23 protein-coding genes are annotated in these 24123 nt (G+C 63.2%); 9 read left to right on the forward strand and 14 right to left on the reverse strand.

The genetic code is table 11. From position 1 onward, the window contains the following. Positions 1–87: 87 nt before the first annotated feature. The 4 genes from AWB80_RS03535 to AWB80_RS03550 form a co-directional block, all read right to left on the reverse strand. Positions 88–2316 (reverse strand): xanthine dehydrogenase family protein molybdopterin-binding subunit, encoded by a 2229-nt coding sequence (locus tag AWB80_RS03535; RefSeq protein WP_061173257.1) that lies wholly within the window; start codon positions 2314–2316, stop codon positions 88–90. Positions 2317–2336: 20 nt separating this feature from the next. Continuing rightward, complete coding sequence (locus AWB80_RS03540; protein WP_061173258.1) at positions 2337–3341, reverse strand: FAD binding domain-containing protein; 1005 nt, start codon at positions 3339–3341, stop codon at positions 2337–2339. 10 nt (positions 3342–3351) lie between these two features. Next, positions 3352–3933, reverse strand: coding sequence for a (2Fe-2S)-binding protein (locus AWB80_RS03545; protein WP_061173259.1), 582 nt, complete (start codon positions 3931–3933; stop codon positions 3352–3354). A gap of 567 nt (positions 3934–4500) precedes the next feature. Then, positions 4501–5817 (reverse strand): MFS transporter, encoded by a 1317-nt coding sequence (locus AWB80_RS03550; protein ID WP_061173260.1) that lies wholly within the window; start codon positions 5815–5817, stop codon positions 4501–4503. A 194-nt stretch (positions 5818–6011) separates the two neighbouring features. Here AWB80_RS03550 and AWB80_RS03555 point away from each other — a divergent pair, with 194 nt between their 5' ends. The 4 genes from AWB80_RS03555 to AWB80_RS03570 all read left to right on the forward strand — a co-directional run bounded on the left by AWB80_RS03555 (position 6012) and on the right by AWB80_RS03570 (position 9959). Continuing rightward, positions 6012–6908 carry a LysR substrate-binding domain-containing protein gene (locus AWB80_RS03555; RefSeq protein WP_061173261.1) on the forward strand — a complete coding sequence of 299 codons (897 nt, stop codon included), beginning with the start codon at positions 6012–6014 and terminating at the stop codon, positions 6906–6908. 96 nt (positions 6909–7004) lie between these two features. Beyond that, positions 7005–8198: a M20 aminoacylase family protein gene (locus tag AWB80_RS03560; RefSeq protein ID WP_061173262.1), complete on the forward strand. Its 1194-nt coding sequence runs from the start codon at positions 7005–7007 to the stop codon at positions 8196–8198. Between the two features lie 10 nt (positions 8199–8208). Then, on the forward strand, positions 8209–9276 hold the full coding sequence (locus AWB80_RS03565) for a M14 family metallopeptidase (RefSeq protein ID WP_061173263.1): 1068 nt from the start codon (positions 8209–8211) through the stop codon (positions 9274–9276). 176 nt (positions 9277–9452) lie between these two features. Next, positions 9453–9959 carry a DUF4019 domain-containing protein gene (locus AWB80_RS03570; RefSeq protein WP_061173264.1) on the forward strand — a complete coding sequence of 169 codons (507 nt, stop codon included), beginning with the start codon at positions 9453–9455 and terminating at the stop codon, positions 9957–9959. A gap of 7 nt (positions 9960–9966) precedes the next feature. Here AWB80_RS03570 and AWB80_RS03575 read toward each other — a convergent pair whose 3' ends face one another. The 3 genes from AWB80_RS03575 to AWB80_RS03590 form a co-directional block, all read right to left on the reverse strand. Then, positions 9967–10272, reverse strand: coding sequence for a high-potential iron-sulfur protein (locus AWB80_RS03575; protein ID WP_061173265.1), 306 nt, complete (start codon positions 10270–10272; stop codon positions 9967–9969). 543 nt (positions 10273–10815) lie between these two features. Beyond that, on the reverse strand, positions 10816–10953 hold the full coding sequence (locus AWB80_RS03585; RefSeq protein WP_061173267.1) for an MFS transporter small subunit: 138 nt from the start codon (positions 10951–10953) through the stop codon (positions 10816–10818). Between the two features lie 22 nt (positions 10954–10975). Next, positions 10976–12373 (reverse strand): L-lactate MFS transporter, encoded by a 1398-nt coding sequence (locus AWB80_RS03590; RefSeq protein WP_061173268.1) that lies wholly within the window; start codon positions 12371–12373, stop codon positions 10976–10978. Between the two features lie 519 nt (positions 12374–12892). Between AWB80_RS03590 and adh the strand changes: the two genes are divergently transcribed. Together adh and AWB80_RS03605 are read left to right on the forward strand one after the other, a co-directional pair. After that, positions 12893–14413 (forward strand): aldehyde dehydrogenase, encoded by a 1521-nt coding sequence (gene adh / locus AWB80_RS03600; RefSeq protein WP_061173270.1) that lies wholly within the window; start codon positions 12893–12895, stop codon positions 14411–14413. A 56-nt stretch (positions 14414–14469) separates the two neighbouring features. Next, complete coding sequence (locus AWB80_RS03605; RefSeq protein WP_061173522.1) at positions 14470–14859, forward strand: DUF779 domain-containing protein; 390 nt, start codon at positions 14470–14472, stop codon at positions 14857–14859. Positions 14860–14864: 5 nt separating this feature from the next. On the opposite strand, the gene AWB80_RS03610 is transcribed toward AWB80_RS03605, so the two are convergent. Together AWB80_RS03610 and AWB80_RS03615 are read right to left on the reverse strand one after the other, a co-directional pair. Beyond that, positions 14865–15644 (reverse strand): enoyl-CoA hydratase, encoded by a 780-nt coding sequence (locus AWB80_RS03610; RefSeq protein ID WP_061173523.1) that lies wholly within the window; start codon positions 15642–15644, stop codon positions 14865–14867. Between the two features lie 14 nt (positions 15645–15658). After that, positions 15659–17302: an acyl-CoA synthetase gene (locus AWB80_RS03615; RefSeq protein ID WP_061173271.1), complete on the reverse strand. Its 1644-nt coding sequence runs from the start codon at positions 17300–17302 to the stop codon at positions 15659–15661. A gap of 222 nt (positions 17303–17524) precedes the next feature. On the opposite strand from AWB80_RS03615, the gene AWB80_RS03620 reads away from it, so the two are divergent. Next, positions 17525–17779, forward strand: a complete 255-nt coding sequence (locus tag AWB80_RS03620) for a hypothetical protein (protein WP_061173272.1) — start codon at positions 17525–17527, stop codon at positions 17777–17779. A 50-nt stretch (positions 17780–17829) separates the two neighbouring features. Here the strand turns inward: AWB80_RS03620 and AWB80_RS03625 are convergent, their stop codons facing one another. The 3 genes from AWB80_RS03625 to AWB80_RS03635 all read right to left on the reverse strand — a co-directional run bounded on the left by AWB80_RS03625 (position 17830) and on the right by AWB80_RS03635 (position 19957). Next, entirely contained in the window at positions 17830–18465 is a 636-nt protein-coding gene (locus AWB80_RS03625) for a glutathione S-transferase family protein (protein ID WP_061173273.1), read from the reverse strand. A 16-nt stretch (positions 18466–18481) separates the two neighbouring features. Beyond that, on the reverse strand, positions 18482–19108 hold the full coding sequence (locus AWB80_RS03630) for a glutathione S-transferase family protein (RefSeq protein ID WP_061173274.1): 627 nt from the start codon (positions 19106–19108) through the stop codon (positions 18482–18484). A 72-nt stretch (positions 19109–19180) separates the two neighbouring features. Continuing rightward, positions 19181–19957 (reverse strand): NAD(P)H-dependent oxidoreductase, encoded by a 777-nt coding sequence (locus tag AWB80_RS03635; RefSeq protein ID WP_061173275.1) that lies wholly within the window; start codon positions 19955–19957, stop codon positions 19181–19183. A gap of 92 nt (positions 19958–20049) precedes the next feature. On the opposite strand from AWB80_RS03635, the gene AWB80_RS03640 reads away from it, so the two are divergent. Together AWB80_RS03640 and AWB80_RS03645 are read left to right on the forward strand one after the other, a co-directional pair. Then, positions 20050–20946, forward strand: a complete 897-nt coding sequence (locus AWB80_RS03640) for a LysR family transcriptional regulator (protein WP_061173276.1) — start codon at positions 20050–20052, stop codon at positions 20944–20946. Between the two features lie 195 nt (positions 20947–21141). Continuing rightward, positions 21142–22278, forward strand: a complete 1137-nt coding sequence (locus AWB80_RS03645) for a porin (RefSeq protein ID WP_061173277.1) — start codon at positions 21142–21144, stop codon at positions 22276–22278. A gap of 7 nt (positions 22279–22285) precedes the next feature. Here AWB80_RS03645 and AWB80_RS03650 read toward each other — a convergent pair whose 3' ends face one another. Further along, a complete protein-coding gene (locus AWB80_RS03650) occupies positions 22286–23308 on the reverse strand; it encodes an aldose epimerase family protein (protein ID WP_244206377.1) in 1023 nt (340 codons plus the stop codon). Between the two features lie 13 nt (positions 23309–23321). Beyond that, the gene (locus AWB80_RS03655) at positions 23322–23996 is read right to left on the reverse strand and encodes an HAD family hydrolase (RefSeq protein WP_061173279.1); all 675 of its coding nucleotides are present in this window, start codon (positions 23994–23996) and stop codon (positions 23322–23324) included. Positions 23997–24123 lie beyond the last annotated feature (127 nt).

Below are 24123 nucleotides of genomic sequence, written 5' to 3' on the forward strand. Positions count from 1 at the left end.
AGCGACGACGCGCTCGCCCCGCAACAGCCATCGAGCCCGGTTCCCGTGCCTGTGACGAAGACACGAAAGACCGGGCTATACCTGCGACTACGCCTTCAGCAAATCCTCGATCATCACCGGCAGTTTGCGCACCCGCACCCCCGTCGCGTGATACACCGCGCCGGTGATCGCCGCCGCGATTCCCGCCAGTCCGATCTCCGCGATCCCGCGCGCGCCGAGTTCGTTGAAGACCGTATCGGGGTAATCGAGGAACGTGACGTCCATCTTCGGCGTATCGGCATTGGTCGCTACGACGTAGTCGGCCAGGCTGCTATTGACAGGCGCGCCGCTGCGTTCGTCGTAGACCGTATGCTCGAACAGCGCCATGCCGACGCCCATCACCACCGCGCCTTCGATCTGATTGCGCCCCGCGCGCGGATTGAGGATCTTGCCCGCATCGATCACGGTCACGACGCGGCTCACGCGCAGGCGCGCGGTCGCGGGTTCCCACGTCACTTCCGCGAAGTGCGCGCCGAACGAATGGATCGACCACTTCTTCTTCAGCGGATCGTCGAAGCCGCCTTTTGCGCTGCCGCTGCCCGATGCCGCATGCAGCTTCGCGGCTTCGAGAATGCGTGCGAACGGCACGCCGCTTTCGGGCCGCTCGTTCTTGCGATGCACATGGCCGCCGCTCAGCGCGAGTTCTTCCGCCTTGACGCCCGCGAACGGCAATCCCTCCGTCTTCGCGGCGCGCGCGAGCAGCGTCTTGATGGCCGCGCGCACCGCATCCGATACCGCCGGAATCACCGATGCCGTCGCCGCCGATCCACCCGACACCGGCCCGAGCGGCAACGATGTATCGCCCAGACCGACTTCGATTCTGTCGAGCGGAATGCCCGTATGCTCCGCGACGAGCTGCGCGAGGATCGTGTACGTGCCCGTGCCGATATCCTGTGTGCCGCACGCGACACGCGCGGTGCCGTCCGCGCGCAGATCGACGGTGGCGTCCGCCGAGAAACGCAGGCCCGGCCAGCTGCACGCGCCGACGCCCCAGCCGAGCACGAGGCCATCGCGCTTCATCGAGCCGATGTCGGGCGTGCGCTTCGACCAGCCGAATTTCTCCGCGCCCGTCTTCAGGCATTCGACGAAATGCCGCGACGAAAACGGCAAACCGCTGCTTTCATCGACGCTCGGTTCGTTGCGCAAGCGCAGCTCGACCGGGTCCATCTTCAACGCGATGGCCAGCTCGTCCATCGCCGATTCGAGCGCGAACAGTCCGGGCACCGCGCCGGGTCCGCGCATCGACGTGGGTGAGCCGACATTGCGTTTCACCGTGCCGCCCGTCACGCGAAGATTGGGCGTGCTGTACATCGACGGCGTCGCTTCGCCGCAGTCTTCCGTGTAATCGTCGTCGATCGCTTCGTGATTCACGAAGTCATGCTGCAACGACACGAGCTTGCCGTCCTGCGTCGCGGCGAGCCGCACGCGCTGCTGCGTGGTCGGCCTGTGCCCGACGTTCTGGAACATCATCTTGCGCGAGAGCACGAGCTTCACGGGCCGCTCGAGTTGCCGCGTCGCAGCTGCGGCGAGGAGCGAATGCGGCCACATCCAGAGCTTGCCGCCGAAGCCCGAACCGAGATAGCGCGAGATCACGCGCACTTTCTCCTTGGGCAAACCCATCATCTGCATCAGCGTGCCCTGATGATTGGCGACGGCCTGACTCGTTTCGTAGAACGTATAACTTTCGCCGTTCCAGTGCGCGATAGTCGCGTGCAGCTCGATCGGGTTATGCGTTTCGACCGGCGTCACGTAGTTCTCGTCGATCTTCACGGGCGCGTCGTCAAAAGCCTTGTCGGGGTCGCCGCGTTCGCTGTGCACGTCGAGCTTTTTGCTGGCGTCGAGCGTCGCGCTCACGTCGTGCGGCGTCCTGTCGTAGCCGACCTTGACCGCGGCGGCCGCGGCGCTCGCCGCTTCGAACGTATCCGCCACGACGAGCGCAACGTACTGCCCGTAATAGCGAATGATGTCGTCGTCGAAGGGCGGGCGGTTCTCGTCGACGAAACCGGTATCGATCGAATTCCCGGAGATGCGATAAAAGCGGCCGATATTGCCGCGATGAAGAATCAGCTTCACGCCGCGCATGGCTTCTGCCGCGGCGAATTCGAGCGACGTGATCCTGCCGCTCGCAATGGTGGCGCCGACCGGCACGGCATACAGCATGCCGGGCAGGTCGACGTCGGAGGTATAAGTCGCGCGGCCGCAGACCTTCAGCGGTCCGTCGATGCGCGACTGGGGCCGTCCAATGAAGGACTGCGTGATGTCGGGCGCGGTGGACATGTTCGGTTCCTCGGTCGGGTTCAGGACGCGGACGTAGCCATCTTCAGCGCATGCACGATGCAGCGCGTCGACAGCTCGACCTTGAAGCCGTTCTCGCTTTGCGGTTTCGCATCGGCGAGCGCGGCATCGGCGGCGCGTTTGAACGTGGCGTCGTCGGGCGCGGCGTTCAGCAGTTCCTGTTCCGCCTCGCGCGATCGCCACGGCTTCGTGCCGACGCCGCCCAGACCCACGCGCGCGTGCGCGATGCGCCCATCCTTCACGCCGATCACGACGCCCGCCGACGCCAGCGCGAACTCATACGACGCGCGATCGCGCAGCTTCAGATAGAACGAGCGCGCGCCTTCGACCATCGGCGGGAGAGTTACGTGCGTGACGAGATCGCCCGCATCGAGCACGTTCTCGCGATCGGGCGTGTCGCCGGGCAGCAGGAAGAATTCGTCGATCGGAACCGCGCGCTTGCCGCCCGTGCCTTCGATATGCACCGTCGCTTCGAGCGCCTGCAGCGCGACGCACATGTCCGACGGATTGCTCGCGATGCACGATTCGCTCGTGCCGAGAATCGCCATCATGCGATTGACGCCCTGAATCGCCGAGCAGCCGCTGCCCGGTTCGCGCTTGTTGCATGGCGATGTCGTATCGCGGAAATACATGCAACGAGTGCGTTGCAGCATGTTGCCGCCGGTCGTCGCCATGTTGCGCAGCTGCACGGATGCGCCCGCGAGCACCGCCTGCGACAGCACTGCATAACGATCGCGGATCAGCGGATGATGCGCGAGATCCGAGTTGCGCGAAGTCGCGCCGATGCGCACGCCGCCATCGCCCGTGGCCTCGATCTTGTCGAGCGGCAGACGGCTGATGTCGACCACGCGCATCGGCCGTTCGACATTGAGCTTCATCAGATCGAGCAGCGTCGTGCCGCCCGCGAGAAAGCGCACTTCCGCGCCTTGCTGCGCGGTGTGCGCGAGCGCGCCGGCATTGATCGCGTCGCGCATGTCGCGCGCGCGGGAGAGCTGAAACATGTCCATGGCGCGCTCCTTATTTAGCCGTTGGCTTGTTCGCGCGCACCGACTGGATCGCCGCGACGATGTTCTGATAAGCGCCGCAACGGCACAGGTTGCCGCTCATGGCTTCGCGCACGTCATCGTCGCTCGGGCCGATGGGTTCATCGAGCAGCGCCACCGCCGACATCAACTGACCGGCCGTGCAGTAGCCGCACTGATAGCCGTCGCATTCGACGAACGCGGCCTGCAGCGGATGCAACGCCTCCACTTCGCCGATGCTTTCTATTGTCGCGATGGTGTCGCCGTCGCACGCGGCCGCGAAACAGAGGCACGAGTTCACGCGGCGGCCGTTCACATGAACGGTGCATGCGCCGCATTGGCCGTGATCGCAGCCCTTCTTCGTGCCGGTCAGATGAAGATGCTCGCGCAATGCATCTAATAACGTCGTGCGCGGATCGAGCGAAAGCGTCTCGCTGCGGCCATTGACGGTCATCGTGAACGTGACGGTCGCGCCGTCGGCCTGCGCGGGGGACGGTGCGAGTGCCTTGGCGCGCCGGGTCTTGTTGGGTGTATCGGCGTGCGTGGTTTTCGATTGGGGGATGTGACGTTGTGGCATCGAGCAATCTCCTTGAATAGTGCAGCACGCTGCTGCACTGATGCGGCAAAGCGGCAGGACGTGAGAGAGGCGAAGATGCGGCGAAGTGTCGGGCGCCGATGGCGCGGGGGAAGGGCGGCGGGAAAGGGTCTGCGCGAACGCGTGCAGGACCTTCGAACGCCGGCGATGCGGCGAAAGACGACACTCAGCCAGTATAGGCACGCGCCGCGAAACTTTCTCGATCGAAAGCTGGCGCGGACGGCAGCCATGCAGCGGGCGCACGAAGCATGCCCGCCACGGCGTCGAGGTGCTTCAGTGAGTGAGCACGGCGCGCGCGAACAATGAAAGCAGGAACACGCCGACCGTCGTGAAGGCGACGAGGGCCACGAGGATCAGGATCAGGCGAAGGATCATCTGCATCGTGTCGTTCCAAAAAAATGGCCGCTTGCGCGGCCGGAAGGAGGGGTGGATCGGTCAGCCGTCAGACTAGGCGCGCTTTCTTAAATCAGACTTAAGCGCGCCGACTCTCCATGCGTTCCGTTCGGGCCGGCCCATTTTCCTTCCTTTCCGGCCGCGATGCAGCGGAGCTTACCGCAGCGCTTCGCTATAACGGTCGCGCAGCGGGAACAGCGTCAGAAGCGCGACCGCGCTGCCGAAGATCACGTAATAGCAGATCGACAGCGGATCGCCCGTGGTCATCGTCAGCCATTGCACGATCGCCGGCGCAAAGCCGCCGAAAATCATCACCGCGACGTTGTAGCTCACCGAGATGCCCGTCGAGCGCACGCTCGAAGGCAGCAGTTCGGAGATGAACGCGGGATAGCAGCCCTGAAAGATGCCGAGATAGGTCATCAACAGCGCCTGACAGACGATCAGCATCGGCAGACTGGGATGCGCGGTGAGCACCGCGAAGATCGGATACGCCGTCACCAGCGACAGTGCGAGCGCGGTCCCCATCAGCTTCTTGCGGCCGATGCGGTCCGACAGGCGGCCGAAAAACGGGCAGCAGACGAGATACACGAGCGCGCCGATCGTCGAGCTGATGAGGCCGTCGGTGAGCGCCATGTGCAGCACGCGCGTGGCATGCGTCGGCAGATACAGCAGGAAGATGTACGTGCCGATGGTGCCGAACACCGTGAGCCCGAAGCCCGCGAGCACGGACATCCAGTGCTTCGTGGCGGTGTCGCGGATCGGCCGCGCGCTCAGTTCGTTCTTCTGCGCCTTGTCGACGAACACGGGCGATTCGTCGAGCTTCGAGCGCAGATACAGACCGACCGGCACGATCAGGAGACCGATCACGAACGGAATACGCCAGCCCGAGCTATTCAGGTGCTCGGGGCTCAGCGTGCGCGTGAGCACCGCGCCGAAGAACGAACCCGCGAGACTCGCCGCGGCTTGCGCGACCATCTGGAAGCTGCCGAAGTAGCCGCGCCTGTTGGCGGGCGCGTATTCGACGAGAAACGCCGTCGCGCAGCCCACTTCGCCGCCCGCCGAGAAGCCCTGGATCAGACGCCCGAGCAGCATCAAGAGCGGCGCGGCGATGCCGATCGCGGCATAGGTCGGCGCGAACGCGATGATCGCGATGCCGACCGCCATCAGCGAGATGGTCAGCGTGAGCGCCGACTTGCGGCCGACGCGATCCGCGACCGCGCCGAGCACGATGCCGCCGAGCGGGCGCGTCAGAAAGCCGACGCCGAAGGTGGCCCAGGTCGCGAGGAGTGAGATGGTGGGATTCGTTGCGGGAAAGTACAGCTTGGCGATGATGACGGCGAAAAAGCCGTAGACCATGAAGTCGAACCATTCGAGCGCGTTGCCGATGGTCGATACGACGATGGCTCGTCGGCCGGACATGTTGATCGCGGCATTCTCTTCGGCCGCGTGGGCTGCGGGTAGTACGGTGCTCATCGAATGCACTCCGTTGCGTGGGGCGATTGATCAGGTGCGACGACATCCGCTATTTTTGTTGGCTCGCCGGGCAAAGCACGCGAGCCGCTGCAACACGCAAACATTACGCCGAGTTGAAATAAGAAAATATAGAATTTCTGAACTGACACTCAAGCAAACCTGATCGAACGATCGGGGTTTGCCCCTAAGGCTCGATGAGCAACATTCGCTTTTTGCGCACCTTCATCGCCGTCGCGCGATACGGCTCGTTTGCGGCGGCCGCCGAGAAAGTCGCGCTCACGCAGGCTGCGGTGAGCATGCAAATGCAGTCGCTCGAAGACGATCTGAAACGCCCGCTCTTCGACCGCGTGGGCCGCACCAACCGGCTGACGAGCATCGGCAAGCAGGTCTTGCCGCAGGCGGAACGCATCGTCGCGCTATACGACGGCATGCGGCTCACCGGGCTCGACGACGAGATCGCCGGATCGGTGTCCATTGGCGCGGTCGATTCGGCGATGGGCGCGCTCGCCTCCGTCGTCACCGAATTGAAAGGTCAGTATCCACGGCTCGATGTGCGGCTCTTCACCGGCAAGGCGCTCGCGCTCGCGCCGCAAGTGGAGGCGGGCGAGATCGATGCCGCCGTGATCGTGGAAATGGCCGGCAAGACGCCCGCAAGCCTCAACTGGACGCCGCTTTATTCGGAGCCGCTCGTCGCGATCGGAACGCCGGCCAGCGCGCCCGCGAGCGCCGCCGACATGCTCGCGAGCCGGCCGTTTCTGCGTTTCGATCGCGCGCAGCGTACCGGTGCGCTGATCGATCGCGCGCTCAAGCACAACCGTCTCGCGGTCAACGAGTTTCTCGAACTGAATTCGCTGGAAGTGATCGTCGAACTGGTGCGGCAGGATGCGGGCGTGTCGGTCGTGCCGTTGCTCGAATACGGCTCGTGGGCGAGCGATCCCGCATTGCGCGTACTGCCGCTCGCGAAGAACACGCCGCGCCGTGTCGTCGGCATGCTGGAGCGCAAGATCCACGATCGCCACGCGGTGATGAGCGTCGTGCAGGAGCGCATTCGCGCGCGTTCGCGCGGCGCGCTGCCGCTGCAGGAAAGCTAAAGCTTTCCTTAAGTCACGGACAAGAAATATCAGCTTTCGCTGTTATTTCCCGCCATCGACAATGCTTCGGGTCATTCAATCACACACGAGGAAAGCATGTCGATCATTCCCGAGATCGCCCAGTCGCGCGACGAGATTCAGGCCATTCGCCGTGATATCCACGCCCATCCCGAACTCTGTTACGAAGAAGCGCGCACGGCGGAACTGGTCGCGCAAAAGCTCGCAAGCTGGGATATCGAAGTGACGTGCGGGCTCGGCAAGACGGGCGTCGTCGGTGTCTTGAAGACGGGCACGGGCAAACGCGCGATCGGCCTGCGCGCCGATATGGACGCGCTGCCCATTCCCGAATCGAACACGTTCGCGCATGCGTCGCGCCACGAGAACAAGATGCACGCGTGCGGCCACGACGGCCACACCGCGATGCTCCTCGGCGCCGCGCAATATCTCGCGAAGCACCGCGATTTCGACGGCACGGTGGTGTTCATCTTTCAGCCTGCCGAGGAAGGCGGCGGCGGCGCGAAGGCGATGATCGACGACGGTCTTTTCGAGCGCTTTCCCGTCGATGCCGTGTTCGCGCTGCACAACTGGCCGGGCATGGCGGCGGGCGAATTCGGCGCGCGCGTCGGGGCGACGCAGGCATCGAGCAACGAGTTCGAGATTCGCATCGAAGGCGTGGGCTCGCATGCGGCGATTCCGCACGATGGCGTCGATCCCGTATTCACCGCGCTGCAGATCGGCACGGGTTTGCAGAGCATCGTGACGCGCAACAAGCGGCCCATCGACGCGGCCGTGCTCTCGATCACGCGGATGCAGGCGGGCCACGCGGTCAACGCGATTCCGACCACCGCGACGCTCGCGGGCACCGTGCGCACGTTTTCCGTCGACGTGCTCGATCTGATCGAGACGCGCATGAAGGAAATCGTCGCGGCGACGGCGACGGCGTATCGATGCAAGGCCGAGGTCAGGTTCGTACGCAACTATCCGCCGACGGTGAATACGGAAGCCGAAACGCGTTTCGCGCTGGGCGTGATGCGCGACGTGGCTGGCGCTGAGCGTGTCAACGCCAATGTCGACCCGACGATGGGCGCGGAGGACTTCTCGTTCATGCTGCTGGAGCGGCCCGGTTGTTATGGGTACATCGGTAATGGAGTCGGTGCGCATCGCGAGCACGGGCATGGGCTCGGACCGTGCACGCTGCACAACAGCAGCTACGACTTCAACGACGACGTGCTCACGCTCGGCTCGACTTATTGGGTACGGCTCGTCGAAAAATTTCTCGCGCGTGCTTGAGGAGGCGGACATGTTTTCATCGACCTACCGCGAGGCGCGTCAGCGTTTTCTCGATACCGCCGCCGAGCGCCAACTCGCGGTCGATACGCGCGTGCTCGAAGGCATCGAGGGTCTGGAAGGCGAGACGCTCGCGACCGATGTCGTGCGTATCGGTCCCGCCGATGCGAAGCGCCTGCTCGTACTGACATCCGCGACGCATGGCGTCGAAGGCTTTTGCGGCTCGGGCGCGCAGATCGCATTGATGCGCGACGATGCGTTGCGCGCGTTGATGGAAAAACTCGGCGTCGCGATGCTGCTCGTTCACGCGATCAATCCGTATGGCTTTTCGTATCTGAGCCGCACGACCGAAGGCAATGTCGATCTGAACCGGAACAGCGTGGATTTCAGCGGGCCGTTGCCGCAGAACGCGGGCTATGCGGAACTGCACGATCTGCTGATTCCCGCGCACTGGCCGCCTGACGAAGCGAACGTCGCGGCGATTCGTTCGTACATCGAAACGCGTGGTCAATGGGCCTATCAGCAAGCGGTGACGACGGGGCAATACTCGCATCCGCAAGGCATGTTCTACGGCGGCGCGCAGACCGCGTGGAGCACGCGCACGATGCGCGATCTGCTCGCGGAATATGGCGAAACTTGCGTGGCGATCGGCTGGATCGACTTCCATACGGGGCTCGGCCCGAGCGGCTTCGGCGCGAAGATCTGCGTCGGCGATGTGACGCGTGCGCGTCGCTGGTGGGGCGCGGACGTGACGAGCCCGTCGGATGGCACGTCGATCGCGGCCGATGTCGCCGGACCATTGCTCGATACCTTGCGGCAGACGTGCGCGCATGCCGCGATCGCATCGATCGCGATCGAATACGGCACCGTGCCGCTGACCGACATGCTCGACATGCTGCGTGCGGATGTGTGGGTGCGTCATCACCCCGACGCGCCGGATGAATTGAAGGCGGACATTCGCCGGCAGATTCGCGCCGCGTTCTATATCGATGACGATGTCTGGCGCGGGATGATCGTCGGTCAGGCGCGGGCGGTGGTGTTGCAGGGGTTATACGGGCTTGCGCGCGAAGAAGGCGTGTGAGGCATAAGTAACGCGGATGGTTCTGCGGACTGCATCAAGCTGATTTTTGGGATATTGGGCTCGCGCACGTGAAGCACGTCATTAGAATTTCAAGTTCGCGAAACTAAGTATTTCTTATCGTCTATCCCGATGACGGCGATACAATCCGCACAACAGAAAAGAGCATCGTCCGCAACATGAAAGCAAACATCAAACTCTCCATAGCCGCGCTTGCGCTGCTCGCGACCAGCATCGCGTGCCACGCGCAGCAGCCCCAGCCGGCGCCGCAGCCGGTTCAACGCGCCGCCGGCCAGTCGCTCACGAAGGAGCAGCAGGCCGCACTCGACAAGCAGGACCAGGATATCGCGCAGGTCGCGCTGGCCATCGTCAGGTTGATCGATCAGAACAAGGCAGGCGAGGTGTGGGATCAGGGCTCGCCCATCGCGAAACAGATCATTTCACGCGATGACTTCGTGAAAAAGGTCGCGCATGATCGCGCGCCGCTCGGCGCGCCGGGCATGCGCATGCCGATGGGCGTCAAGCACTATCGCTACGACGGCTCCGGCAACCTGCCCGCCGGCTCGTACACCAACATCTTGTTCGATACCCAGTTCAGTCAGGCCAGTCAGTCGTCGCGCGAGATGGTGACGTTCTTCCTCGACTCGGACAAGGTCTGGCGCTTCGCCGGGTATTCGGTGCGCTGATTCGGCGTCACATGTTCGTCCAGGACGCGCACCATCCCTTGCCGGCCACGAGCTTGCCGTTGAAGAGCGTGCAGCCGCCCCAGGCGTCGCTCGATTTGCCCTGATACAACGAGCAGTTCGCGCAGTTCTGGTCCGCCGCGAAGTTCGGGTATTTCGTCTTGTCGATTTTCGCGGCGTCCTCCTTGTAGCCGACGGCGGCGGCGGCCGGATCGGATTCGCTCAGGTGCGGCAGATCGGCGCGGGCTCGTGTGAGCCACAGCGTCGAACTCATGCCGATGCCGAAAATCATGAAGCTGCGGCGTGACGTGTTCATGGTCGTGGACCGTTTTTCTGTCTGTGGGGATGTCGTTGCGCGCTCTGCGGCGCTAGTCGAACGATACGCTCACCCGCGCCGCCGTGCCCGGATCAAGGCGCTTGCAGCGCATACGTTTGCGAATCGAACGCGCGATCGGTTTTGCGTTCGTGCGCTTTTCGCATCCTCCTTCAACGTGCTGACAACGTCGTTCATTCCAGCCAGCGCTAAACCTTTGCGCGCGCGTGCCGTAAATCAGGCCAGAACGCAGTTGCAATCGCGTGAATCACCCCCGCGGCGCCCCGGCCGCGGCTCAATTCGAAGGAGAACGATCATGACTGAAGTTGAATGGATGATGGCTGGCATGTATATGGCGGCACTCGTGAGCGGCACGCTTTTCATGAGCGTGTTGGCCCGCCGCAGCCTGAACAGGGTGGAGGAGCGCGGCCACTGAGAACACTGCGCGCCGCTTGCGGAAGTCCGTCAGCGAGCCGCCAAACAGAACGCGCGCCGTGAGCCGATCGAAGAACCGGCCCTCCGGCGCGCGAAAACTTTCCTGCCGAGTTACTGAAACAGCTTGATCGCCTGCGTGAGTGTATTGGTCACGCCCCATGCGAGCGGAATCAGCACATACGCCCAGAACAGCAGAAGCAGCCCTTTATTGGACGAGCCACCTTCCTGAGTATTGACGCGGGTATTCATCGCGAATCTCCTCTCCAGAGTCTCAAACGGCGGCCTGCGCCGACGTGTTCATGTGGTGCTTCTCATGCACGCGCGTGACGAGCAGGTTGCAGAGGAAGCCGATCACGAGCAGCGTGGCCATGATGTGCAGCGTCATCGTGTACGCTTCTGCGCCGACCACGCCGTGCGACACCTGATACGCGCGCACGTAATTGACGAGCACCGGTCCCGCCACGCCCGCCGCGGCCCACGCGGTCAGCAGCCGTCCATGAATGCCGCCGACGAACGCCGTGCCGAACATGTCCGCGAGATACGCGGGAATGGTCGCGAAGCCGCCGCCGTACATCGACAGGATCAGGCCGTAAGCCAGCACGAAGAGCGCGATGTTGCCCGAGCCCGCGAATTGCGGCACGAGAAAATACAGCACCGCGCCCAGAACGAAGAACACGAAGTACGTATTCTTCCGCCCGATCCAGTCCGACGCCGACGCCCACACGAAGCGCCCGCCCATGTTGAAGAGCGAAAGCAGCCCGACGAAGCCCGCCGCCGCGCCCGCCGTGATCGACGTCTTGAAGCTTTCCTGAATCATCACCGAAGCCTGGCCGAGCACACCGATGCCCGCCGTCACGTTCAGGAACAGCACGAGCCACAGCAGATAGAACTGCGGCGTCTTCAGCGCCTGGTCGATGTGCACGTGGTTCTTCGTGATCATCTTGCTGGCGGTCGCGGGCGGCGTCCAGCCGGCAGGCTTCCAGTCGGCCGCCGGAATGCGGATCGCGAGCGCGCCGATCGTCATCGAGATGAAATAGAGCACGCCGAGCACGACGAACGTTTCGGCGACGCCGGCGCTGGTCGCGCTCTTGAAGTGGTTCATCAGCGCGACGGAGCCGGGCGCGGCGATCATCGCGCCGCCGCCGAAGCCCATGATCGCCATGCCGGTCGCCATGCCGCGGCGGTCCGGGAACCAGCGGATCAGCGTCGATACCGGCGACACATAACCAAGCCCCAGCCCGATGCCGCCGATCACGCCATAGCCGAGATAAAGCAGCCAGATCTGATGCAGATAGACGCCGAGCGCCGAGACGAGAAAGCCGCCGCCGAAGCAGCAGGCGGCGGTGAACATCGTGCGGCGCGGGCCGACTTTCTCCAGCCACTTGCCGGCGAACGCCGCCGACAGGCCGAGAAACACGATCGCGAGCGAGAAGATCCAGCCGAGCGTCGTCAGCGACCAGTCATCCGGCGCGGACTTCGTGATGCCGATGATCTTCGTCAGCGGCGCATTGAACACCGAGAACGCATACGCCTGCCCGATGCACAAGTGAACAGCGAGCGCCGCCGGCGGCACCATCCAGCGCGAAAAGCCGGGCCGGGCGATGGTCGCCTCCTTGGAAAAGAAACCTGTCGGGCCGTGCGCGGCCCCTTGATTGATCGTGCTGTTCATTGTGGTCTCCGTGGCGCGTCATGCATGCACGTGCGCGCTCATCGTTTGCTTGAGGTGCCGCCCGGGGTCGCCGGGAAGCAGCCCGCCGTGGTTCATGCGCCGGGCGACGCGGTCCGCATCGCCCGGCACAAGGCCATTTCGCGCCACCCAAACATGCGATCAAACGACATATAGGTGCGACGCTTTGCCACGGCTGGCATGACCATAGACAACTGTGAAAGGCTTTGCAATATGAACACTCGTGCCATAAGCGTTTGCCCGCAGGATCGGCGGCGCGCGCGGATGAGGGCGATGCTGTATCGCATCGCTACAGGGCGAGGCAAGTGTGCTGAATGTGAACAGTTCACATCGGCCTCGTATAAACCCTGACGATGCACCGCTGAACCGCATGACGATGCACCTTTCCCGCTCGGCGGTTCGGCGCGCGCGCGATGGCACGGAACTCGCAGTCAGGAACGACCGGCGCCGGACATCGGCAGCGCCGGCCCGTTCACGTCGACATGCGAGGAGCACATAGAAATGAATCACGCAGAGATGCAGTTCCTGAGCACCGAATACCCCTACAAAAAGCAGTACGGCAACTACATCGGCGGCAAGTGGGTGCCGCCCGCGGGCGGCGAGTATTTCGACAACATCTCGCCGATCACCGGCGAGCCCTTCACGTCGATTCCGCGTTCGCGCGAAGCCGATATCGAAGCCGCGCTCGACGCGGCGCATGCAGCGAAGGCATCGTGGGGCAAGACCTCCGTCACCGATCGCGCGAACGTGCTGCTCAAGCTCGCCGATCGCATGGAGCAGAACCTGCCGCGGCTCGCCCTGGCCGAGTCCATCGACAACGGCAAGCCGCTACGCGAGACGATGGCCGCGGACATTCCGCTCGCAATCGACCACTTCCGCTATTTCGCGAGCGCGGCGCGTTCGCAGGAAGGCGGCATCTCCGAGATCGATCACGATACGGTCGCGTATCACTTCCATGAGCCGCTCGGCGTCGTCGGGCAGATCATTCCGTGGAACTTCCCGATCCTCATGGCCGTGTGGAAGCTTGCGCCGGCGCTCGCCGCGGGCAACTGCGTCGTGCTGAAACCGGCTGAGCAGACACCCGCGTCGATTCTCGTGCTGCTCGAAGTGATCGGAGATCTGTTGCCGCCGGGCGTGCTGAATGTCGTGAACGGCTTCGGTCTGGAAGCGGGCAAGCCACTCGCGTCGAACAAGCGCATCGCGAAGATCGCCTTCACCGGCGAGACCACCACGGGCCGTCTCATCATGCAGTACGCGAGCCAGAACCTGATTCCCGTGACGCTGGAGCTGGGCGGCAAGAGCCCGAACATCTTCTTCGAAGACGTGCTGAACGCCGACGACAGTTTCTTCGACAAGGCGCTCGAAGGTTTCACGATGTTCGCGCTGAATCAGGGCGAAGTGTGCACGTGCCCGTCGCGCGCGCTGGTGCAGGAATCGATCTACGAGCGCTTCATGGAACGCGCGTTGAAGCGCGTCGCGGCGATCGCGCAGGGCCATCCGCTCGATACGAAGACGATGATCGGCGCGCAGGCATCGCAGGAGCAGCTGGAGAAGATCCTGTCGTATATCGATCTCGGCAAGCAGGAAGGCGCACAGTGCCTCTCAGGCGGTGAGCGCGCCACGTTCGACGGCGAGCTGAAGAACGGCTACTACATCAAGCCGACCGTCTTCAAAGGCCACAACAAGATGCGTATCTTCCAGGAAGAAATCTTCGGGCCGGTGCTGTCGGTGACGACCTTCAAGACGGAAGAAGAGGCGCTCGAGATCGCGAACGATACGCTCTACGGTCTCGGCGCGGGCGTGTGGACGCGCGACGGCACGCGCGCCTATCGCTTCGGCCGCGCGATTCAGGCGGGACGCGTGTGGACCAACTGCTACCACGCGTATCCGGCGCACGCGGCGTTCGGCGGCTACAAGCAGTCGGGCATCGGACGTGAGAATCACAAGATGATGCTCGACCACTATCAGCAGACGAAGAACATGCTCGTCAGCTATAGCGACAAGCCGCTCGGCTTCTTCTAAAGCGTGTGAGGCCGCCGCTGTTTGCGGCGGCGGCCGACTCGAACCACGGGGACATCATGAGCGAACAGGAAGTGCTGCGCGTGACCGCGACGCCCGCCGCGATCGACTTGATCGGCAAGCTCAAGGCCGAGCACGGCGAGGTGCTGTTTCATCAATCGGGCGGATGCTGCGACGGCAGCGCGCCGATGTGCTTTCCGGTCAAGGAATTCATGGTCGGCGGCTCGGACGTGAAGCTCGGCGCGATCGGCGGCGTGCCGTTCTACATGACCGAATCGCAATACGAGTATTGGCAGCACACGCAACTCATCATCGATGCGGTGCCGGGCAACGGCGGCATGTTTTCGCTGGAGCGTCCATCCGGATTGCGCTTTCTCACGCGCTCTCGTCTGTACAGCGATGACGAGAACGCGTGGCTCGAAAAACATCCGGTCGAACACGTGAGCTGACGCGTTCAGTCCCAGCGCGGCGGCCGCTTCTCGACGAACGCCTGCGTGCCTTCGAGCGTGGCGTCTTCCATCATGTTGCAGGCCATCGTTTCCGATGCGAGCGCGTATGCGTCTTCGATGCCGCTTTCGAGTTGCCGATAGAACAGCCCCTTGCCCGCCGCGACGGCCTCACGCGGTTTGGCGGCTATCGTGGCGGCGAGCGAGCGCACGGCATCGTCGAGCGCATCGGGCGCTGCGACGCGATTCACGAGGCCGCGTTCGCGCGCCGTGACTGCATCGATGAACTCGCCGGTCATGAGCATTTCGAACGCGGCCTTGCGCGATACGTTGCGCGAGAGCGCCACGCCCGGCGTCGCGCAAAAGAGCCCGAGATTCACGCCCGATACGGCGAAGCGCGCATCGCTCGACGCCACCGCGAGATCGCACATCGCGACGAGCTGACAGCCCGCCGCCGCCGCGATGCCATGCACGCGCGCGATCACCGGCTGCGGCATGCGCTGGAGCGTGAGCATCATATGCGAGCAGCGTGCGAACAGCGCGCGATAGTAATCGAGTGCGGGCTCGGCGCGCATCTCCTTGATGTCGTGACCCGCGCAGAACGCGCGGCCCGCGCCCGCGAGCACGACCACGCGCGCATCCGAATCGGCGATATCCTGCAACGCGCGTTCGAGCGCTTCGAGCATCGCTTCCGATAACGCGTTGAACGCATCGGGCCGATTCAGCGTGAGCCCGACGACGCCTTTCGTGCCGTACGCATCGGGTTCGATCAGAACGAGTTCGCTCATGTTCAGGCTCTCCATCAGACATCGATTGCCGCGACCGAGCCCGCACGCTTGCGCAACTCGAACTTCTGGATCTTGCCCGTAGATGTTTTCGGCAACTCGCAGAACTCGATCGCGCGCGGCACCTTGAAGCCCGCGAGCTGCGTCTTGCAATGCGCGATCAGCTCTTGCGCGCTGACATGCGCGCCCGCTTTCAGTTCGACGAATGCGCAGGGCGTTTCGCCCCAGCGCGCATCCGGTTTCGCGACGACGGCCACCGCGAGCACCGCTGGATGCCGGTACAACACATCCTCCACTTCAATGCTCGATATGTTCTCGCCGCCCGAGATGATGATGTCCTTGCTGCGATCCTTGATGCGAACATAACCGTCCGGATACTCGACCGCCAGATCGCCCGTATGGAACCAGCCGCCGCGAAACGCTTCTTCGGTCGCGGCCGGATTCTTCAGATAACCCTTCATCGCGATGTTGCCGCGAAACATGATCTCGCCGATGGTTTCGCCATCCGACGGCACGCGTTCCATCGATATCGGATCGCGCACGGTCACGGCATCCTGCAGGTGATAGCGCACGCCCTGCCGCGCATTGAGCCGCGCGCGCTCGCCGATATCGAGCTCGCTCCATTCGGCCTGATGCGCGCACACGGTGGCCGGTCCATAAACCTCGGTGAGGCCGTACACGTGCGTCAGCTGAAAGCCCATGCGCTCCATGCCTTCGATCATCGCGGCGGGGGGCGCGGCGCCCGCCACCATCGCATTCACTTTCTGTTCGATGCCGGTCTTCATTTCGTCGGGCGCGTTGACGAGCAGATTCTGCACGATCGGCGCGCCGCAATAGTGCGTGACGCCTTCGTTGCGGATCAGATCGAAGATGGATTTCGCATCGACTCGGCGCAGGCACACGTTCACGCCCGCGCGCGCGGCGACCGTCCACGGGAAGCACCAGCCGTTGCAATGAAACATGGGCAGCGTCCACAGGTACACGGCGTGCGTCGGCATGTCCCATTCGAGCACGTTGCTGATGGCATTCGTATACGCACCGCGATGGTGATAGACGACGCCCTTCGGATTGCCCGTCGTGCCCGACGTATAGTTCAGACAGATGGCGTTCCATTCGTCCGATGGCGGCGACCAGTCGTATTCGGGATCGCCGCTCGCGAGCAGCGCCTCATAGTCGATCTCGCCGATGCGCTCGCCCGCGCCGGTGTACTGCGGATCATCGATGTCGATGACGAGCACTTTCTGCGGCACGTTCGCGAGCGCCTTCTTCATGACCTCCGCGAACTCGCGATCGACGAGCACGGCCTTCGCTTCGCCATGCGTGAGCATGTAGGCGAGCGTGGCGGCGTCGAGCCGGGTGTTGAGCGTATTGAGCACGGCGCCCGACATCGGCACGCCGAAGTGCGCTTCGACCATTTCGGGCGTGTTCGGCAGCATCGCGGCGACGGTATCGCCGGGACCGATGCCGCGTGCAACGAGCGCCGAGGCGAGCCGCCGCGTGCGCGCGTAGGTTTCGGACCAGTCGCGCCGCACGTCGCCATGCACGATGGCGGGGCGCGTCGGATACACCGACGCCGCGCGCTCGATGAAGTTGAGCGGTGTGAGCGCCGCGAAATTGGCGGTCGTTTTGGAAAGGCCTTCTTCGTACATGCCCGCTGTCATGGTCGTCTCCTGTCGATGTACGCATTGTCGCTGCGCTTCTATTAGCTCCACATTATGCACGGGCTTACGCGCGCCTGACATCTCGTAATCAGCCGACACACCCTCGTGTGTGGATGGCGTCAGCGCGCTTCAAAGCGGCGCCTTATTCGAAGCGATGCCCTTCATGCGACGCGTCCTGTCGTCAAGCCGACGGGCATTTCTCACATCGCTAAGGAATTCGAAATGAAATGTATCGTAGCTGGCTTTGTTTTCGCGAGCGTCGCGCTCACGGCTGTCAATGCAATGGCGCAACAAATGGGCCGTTTCGCCGGTTTCGAGTCGGAGCTGCATATGATCGATGACACGATCAATCGCGTGGAGGCGCAGCGTCACGCGGGCCATGAAGATTTCGGCGGCCACGCATCGAAGGCCGAGACGCTGCTTCGTCAGGCAAAGGCGGAGTTGAATGCGGCGACCGAGTATCGCGTGCATCACTGAATTCGGCGCCTCACGTCCGGAATCTTCTTGACGTGAGGCGATTCGGCGCGTCAGGCGAGATCGTCTAGCTTTATCTCGAAGCCGCGCCTGACACCCGGACGCGCAAAGAGTGCGTCATACCAGCGCCGGACGTTCGGGTAATCGTCGAGCGAAACCTGATGACGTTCGTGCCGCCAGGCCCAGCCGAGAATCGCAAAATCGGCGACGGACAATTCGCCCGCCACGTACTCCACTTGTGCGAGACGCTTGTCGAGCACGTTATACAGGCGGCGCGTTTCATCGGAATAACGTTTGAGTCCATAGCGCCGATCGGATTCCGCCTCGACCATGCGGAAGTGATGCACCTGTCCCGGCATCGGGCCGAAGCCGCCCATCTGCCACATCAGCCATTCGAGCACCGGTACGCGGTCGCGCAGGCTCGCGGGCAGGAACTGGCCGGTCTTTTCGCCCAGATAAAGCAGGATCGCGCCGGATTCGAACACGCTGATCGGCTGGCCGTCGGGTCCATCAGGATCGACGATTGCCGGAATGCGGTTGTTCGGGCTGATGCGCAAAAACCCGGCCGCATGCTGTTCGCCTTTCGTGATGTTCACCGTCTTCACGGTGTAGGGCAGTTGCATTTCCTCCAGCGCGACGCTGATCTTGCGTCCGTTGGGCGTGTTCCAGGTATGCAGTTCGATGGTCATGGCGATGCGTCCCGGTTCAGGTCAATGCAGGCGACACATGTCGCTGAAAGCCCGCGCGCTGCGTGATGCCGACGTACCAGCGTTCGAGTTCGGGCAGCGCGGGCCGAACCAGTTCGGCGATGCCGAACCAGCGGCGCGCATATGCGGCGATGACGAGATCGGCGAGGGTGAAGGTATTGCCTTCGAGATAGTCGCGGCCTTTCAGATGCGTATCGACGACGCGCCAGAGCTTTTCCACTTCACTCGCGGTGGCGGCGAGCTGTTTGACGTCGCGATCCGCCGCGCTCGTGCGGATGTAGCCCCAGAAGAGCGGGCGCTCCGTGGGCTGCAAGGTGGAGAGCGCCCAGTCCAGCCAGCGGTCAGCGCTCGCACGCACCTTCGGCTCGGAGGGGTAGAGCGTGCTGGCCGCGCCGTATTGCATCGCGAGATAGCGGATGATCGAGTTCGATTCCCACAGCACGAAATCGCCATCGACTAAAGTGGGCACGCGGCCCGTCGGGTTCATCGCGAGGTAGTCGGACTCGTTGTTGCGGCCGAATTGCAGGCCCGCATCGATGCGTTCGTACGCGAGCCCCAGTTCCTCGCAGCACCACAGTACTTTCTGCACGTTGACCGAGTTGGCTCTGCCCCAGATCGTCAGCATTCGATTGTCTTCCTTCGTTGGTGTCGCGTTGCGCGTCGAAGGATCAATCTTAGCCGTGTTTCGCTTTTCGCCTCAGTCGATGTGCGCAGCGAACCCACTTTGCCCTGCCGCGAGTTCATCACGCAGAGTGAGATGAGGAATCGCATAGTCCCCATGATTCTGCTTGCGGAACGCGATAGGCGCGTCGTCGAAGAGCCGGTCCAGACGCTGGCCCAGCGCGTCGAAAGTTGCATCGAGTCGCGAGTCGTCCATCATGTTGGTCTGATAGACGACAAACGGCGGCAGCACGTCAAAGCCCGGATAGAACAGCACGCCGTGCTGAATCGGAAACAGGATGTCGTCGATCGGGCCGTTGATGCCGCGCGCACTGTAATGCGATTCCCAGCCGCCCGTGGTCACGACGATCATCGCGCGCTTGCCCGCCATCATGCCTTCGCCGTAGCGGTCGCCCCAATGCGTCCCAGAGTGCTCGCCCACGCCGTAGCCGAAGCCGTACGCATACACGCGCTCGACCCAGCCCTTCATGATCGCGGGCATGGAGAACCACCACATCGGGAATTGCAGGATCAATGCGTCGGCCCAGCGCAGCTTCTCTTGTTCGATCTCGATGTCACGGCTTTGCAGGCCGTTCTCGAACGCGTGTTTCGAGTCCAGGCTCGCGTGAAACGGCGCATCGCCGTTGCGTTCGCGAACATCGTTCGCATCGAGCGGGGCTTTCCAGTTCATCGCATACAGGTCGGAAACCTGCACATGGTGGCCTTCGGCGCGCAGGCGTGCGACGGCGAAATCATTGAGCGCGCCATTCAGCGAGCGGCGTTCGGGATGGGCATATACGATCAGCACATTCATCAGGCTTTCTCCAGTTCGGTTCAGGAATGAAGGCCAGCTTAAAGACTGCTCGGGTATATTGGAAATGAATATCTGAAATTGCAGGCATTGCCATGAATAATATCTTGAGAAGGCTCGATCTCAATCTGCTCGTCACGCTCGACGTCCTGCTCGCCGAGCAGAACGTCACACGAGCGGCCGAGCGTCTGCATTTCTCACAGCCGTCCGTGAGCGTGCATCTGGCCAAGCTGCGCGATATCTTCGGCGATCCCTTGTTGTTGCCAGGACCGCGCGGCATGCGGCCCACCGCGCGCGCCGAAAGCCTGCGCGAGCCATTGCGCGAAGCGCTGGCTTCGCTCGAACGCGCCGTGTCGCCCGAAACCGCATTCGATCCCGCGACCGCCGACAACACATGGCGCATCGCCGCCACGGACTACACCGAATCGACCGTGCTGTTGCCCGCGTTGAGCGGCCTGCGCGCGGCCGCGCCGCGCACGCGCATCGCGGTGCTGGAAATCATGCCGCCGCGGCTCGCCAAGCAGGCGGAGAACGGCGAGATCGATCTCGCGTTTCACATCGTGTCGGCTGAAACGGCCGGCTTTCATCAGCAGGCGCTCTTCACGGAAAGCTATGTGCTGGTGGGGCGCAAGGATCATCCGCGCTTGAAGCGGCGGCCGACGCTCGCGCAGTTCTGCGCGCTGGAGCACGTGATCGTGTCGCCCGATGGTGGCGGATTCTTCGGCCCGACGGACGCCACGCTCGCGACACTCGGCATGAAGCGACATGTGGCGCTCTCCGTGCCGCACTTCCTGTTCGTGCGCTCCGTGCTCGCCACGACCGATCTCGTTTCGATGCAACCGCTTCGCCTCGCGAAGCACTGGCCCGAGTTGCGCATCGTCGCGCCGCCCGTCGACGTGCCGGGTTACGAAATGTCGATGTACTGGCATGAGCGCGTGCATCGCGATCCCGCGCATCGATGGCTGCGTGAATTCATCGCGCAAGCTGTTTGAAAAGATATCGGTCATCATTGTTGCGCAAAAACACCACATGTATTGCACCAAACCAAGCATCGCGACATTTGATGTGCTAAAAAACGCGTGCGTTCATGCGTCAAGCTGAAGCCATCGCTGCTCAGACAGTGAACTGAAAGGCGGCGCATCGAGGCGCATCGATAACGGCTTATAACTAAACGCGTCCAACACATCATGAAGACAATCACATCGCGCGCCATCGCTGGCATCGGCGTTTCGTTCATCGCGCTCGTCTGTCAGTCCGCATTCGCGCAAAGCTCGGTGACGCTCTATGGCGTTGCCGACGTGAGCGTGCGCTATCTGACCAACGCCAACGCCAATAACGACGGCAAGGTGTTCATGACGAACGGCGCGATCACCAACAGCCGTATCGGCTTCAAGGGCACGGAAGATCTCGGCGGCGGCCTGAAGGCGATCTTCCAGTTGGAAAGCGGTGTGGAGCTGGAGAACGGCCAGTACGCCGACAGCGCGCGCGCATTCAATCGCGCGGCCTTCGTCGGTCTTTCGAGCCGCTATGGCACGCTGACGCTCGGCCGCCAGAAGACGCCGCTCTTCGACATGCTCGGCGATACCTACGACCCGCTCACCGTCGGCAATTACTTCGAGAACGCGTGGCTGCCGGTCGCACTGGGCGCGGGTCTCTATGCGGATAACGCGGTGAAGTACAACGGCACGTTCGCGGGCCTGACGATCGGCGCGATGTATTCGTTCGGCACGAACTACACCTCGACGGGCGCGGGCGGCTTCTCGGGTCAGGTGCCGGGCCATCTCGGCGCGGGCAACATGTACGGCTTCACGGCGTCGTATGCAATGGGTCCGCTGTCGATCGGCGGCGGCTATCAGCAGAACAGCGACAACTCCGCGAACAAGCAGAAGATCTGGAACGCGAACCTCGTCTATTCGATCGGCGCGGCGAAGCTCTATGCGGGCTATCTGCATTCGACCGATGACACCGGCTTCGTCGACAGCGTCCTGCAGCAGCGCGGGCTCGTGGCGGGCACGGATATCCTGAAGGGCTCGGGCCGACGCGACGACGGCCCGTTCGCGGGCATCACATATCAGGTTACGCCGGCGTTGTTGCTGACCGGCGCGTTCTATTACGACCACATGAAGAACGCGGCCATCGGCGGCGGCGCGACGGGCAGCGGCAATCGCTATACGGGCGTCGCGCTGGCGGAGTACGCGCTGTCGAAGCGCACGGAAGTCTACGGCACCGTGGACTTCAACAAGGTGACGGGCGCGGCCGATGTCGAATTGCCGGGCCGCTCGAATCAGACCGGCGTGTCGATCGGCTTGCGCAACATCTTCTGATCATGCGTCAGCGCACGCGCAGGCCGTAGCGCGTGCGCTGACGATATGTCTCGCCAGGACGCAGGACGGCGCGCTCGCCGTTCATGTTGATCTCGTCCGGATAACCGCCCGCTTCGAGACACAGCCCCGCATGCTTGCGATAGCGCGATCCGTTGCGCGCGGGCACGCCTTCCAGATAATTCCCCGAATAGAACTGCAAGCCGCGCGCATCGGTCGATACGCTCAACTCGCGTCCGCTCGACGGATCGAACAGCACGGCGACCACGCGCGGTTCCTGCGCGTCTTCATCGAATGCATAGCAATGGTCGAAGCCGCCCGCGATAGCGAGTTGCGCGTGCGACGCATCGAGCCGCGCGCCGATCGAAGCGGACACGCGCAAATCGAACGCGCTGCCAGCGACATGTTCGCGTGCAACGGGAATCGAGGTGGCATCGATCGCGAAGTACGTTTCCGATGCAATCGATATCCGATGATCGCGAATGCTCGCGCCGTTGCTCAGGTTGAAGTACGCGTGATTCGTGAGATTGACGGGCGTGGGCGCATCGGTGCGCGCTTCGTAATCGATCGACAACGTGCCTTCGTCGTCGAGCGCATAGCGCACGGTGACATCCAGATTGCCGGGAAGGCCCGCTGCGCCCGCGGGCGAACGCAGCGTCATGACGAGCGCATCGCCGGCGACTTCGGCGCGCCACATCTGCCGATGAAAACCCGCCGATCCGCCATGCAGATGATTCGCGCCTTCGTTGGGTTCGACCTGATGCGCGACGCCATCGAGCACGAAGCGCGCATCGCGGATGCGATTCGCCCAGCGTCCGATGATGGCGCCCATGAACGCGCTGCCGTTCAGGTATTCGGCAGGCGTGTCATGGCCGAGCAATATATCGGCGAAGTGTCCGTCGCGGTCGGGCGCGAGCCATGAGACGAGCGTCGCGCCCAGATCGCTGATTTCGATGCGCATGCCCGATGCATTGCGTAACGTGTAGAGATGCGCTTCGCCCCAGCGGCGAACGTCGATGATGGATTGAGTCATGCGCGCGATCATCTCACGGCCGGGCCGCGACTTCATCGAGATGCAGCAACAGGTCCGCCGGGTCTTCATAGACGCGCAACGCGCCGGAGCGTTCGAGTTCATCGCTGCCATAACCGCCCGACAGCAGGCCGACGCCGAGCGAACGGCAACGCCGCGCGGCCAGCATGTCCCAGATGCTGTCGCCGACGACGACCGTATGTTCGATCGGCACGTTCAGGCGCGCGGCGGCGGCGAGGAAGAGATCGGGATCGGGCTTGGCGTACTTCACCATGTCGCGCGTGATGACGACCTGCTTCGCCGGATCGACGCCCAGCGCTTCGAGATTCACCTGCGCGGTTTCCATGCGTCCGCTCGTCGCGATGGCCCAGCGCGTGCCGGCTTGCGTGAGTGCATCGAGCAGTTCGCGCGCGCCCGGCAGCGGGCACACCTGCGCGCGCAGGCGTTTGTACGCTTCGGCGTGCAGCTGACGCAGACGCTCGACGCGGTCCGCGCTGATTTCGCCATGCGTTTCGCGCAGCAACTGATTGGTGAAGAGCCCGCCGCTCATGCCGATCTTCCGATGGATGCGCCACACGGACAGTTCGATGCCTTCGGCGTCGAGCGCTTCTTTCCAGGCAAGCACGTGCTGGTAGACGCTATCGACGAGCGTGCCGTCGAGGTCGAACAGGAATGAAGTTTCGATGCGCATGACTGGCTCCCTGTAAAGGTATCGTTCCGGCTTCATCATACGCACGATCGAGCGCGCGGGGCGTCGCAAATGCGATAATCGATGTTTGCGCCGCAAGCCGCTATGCGAGCGGAAAGTACGCATAAAG

It is taken from the genome of Caballeronia pedi (genome assembly GCF_001544915.2).
Taxonomy (GTDB): Bacteria; Pseudomonadota; Gammaproteobacteria; order Burkholderiales; family Burkholderiaceae; genus Caballeronia; species Caballeronia pedi.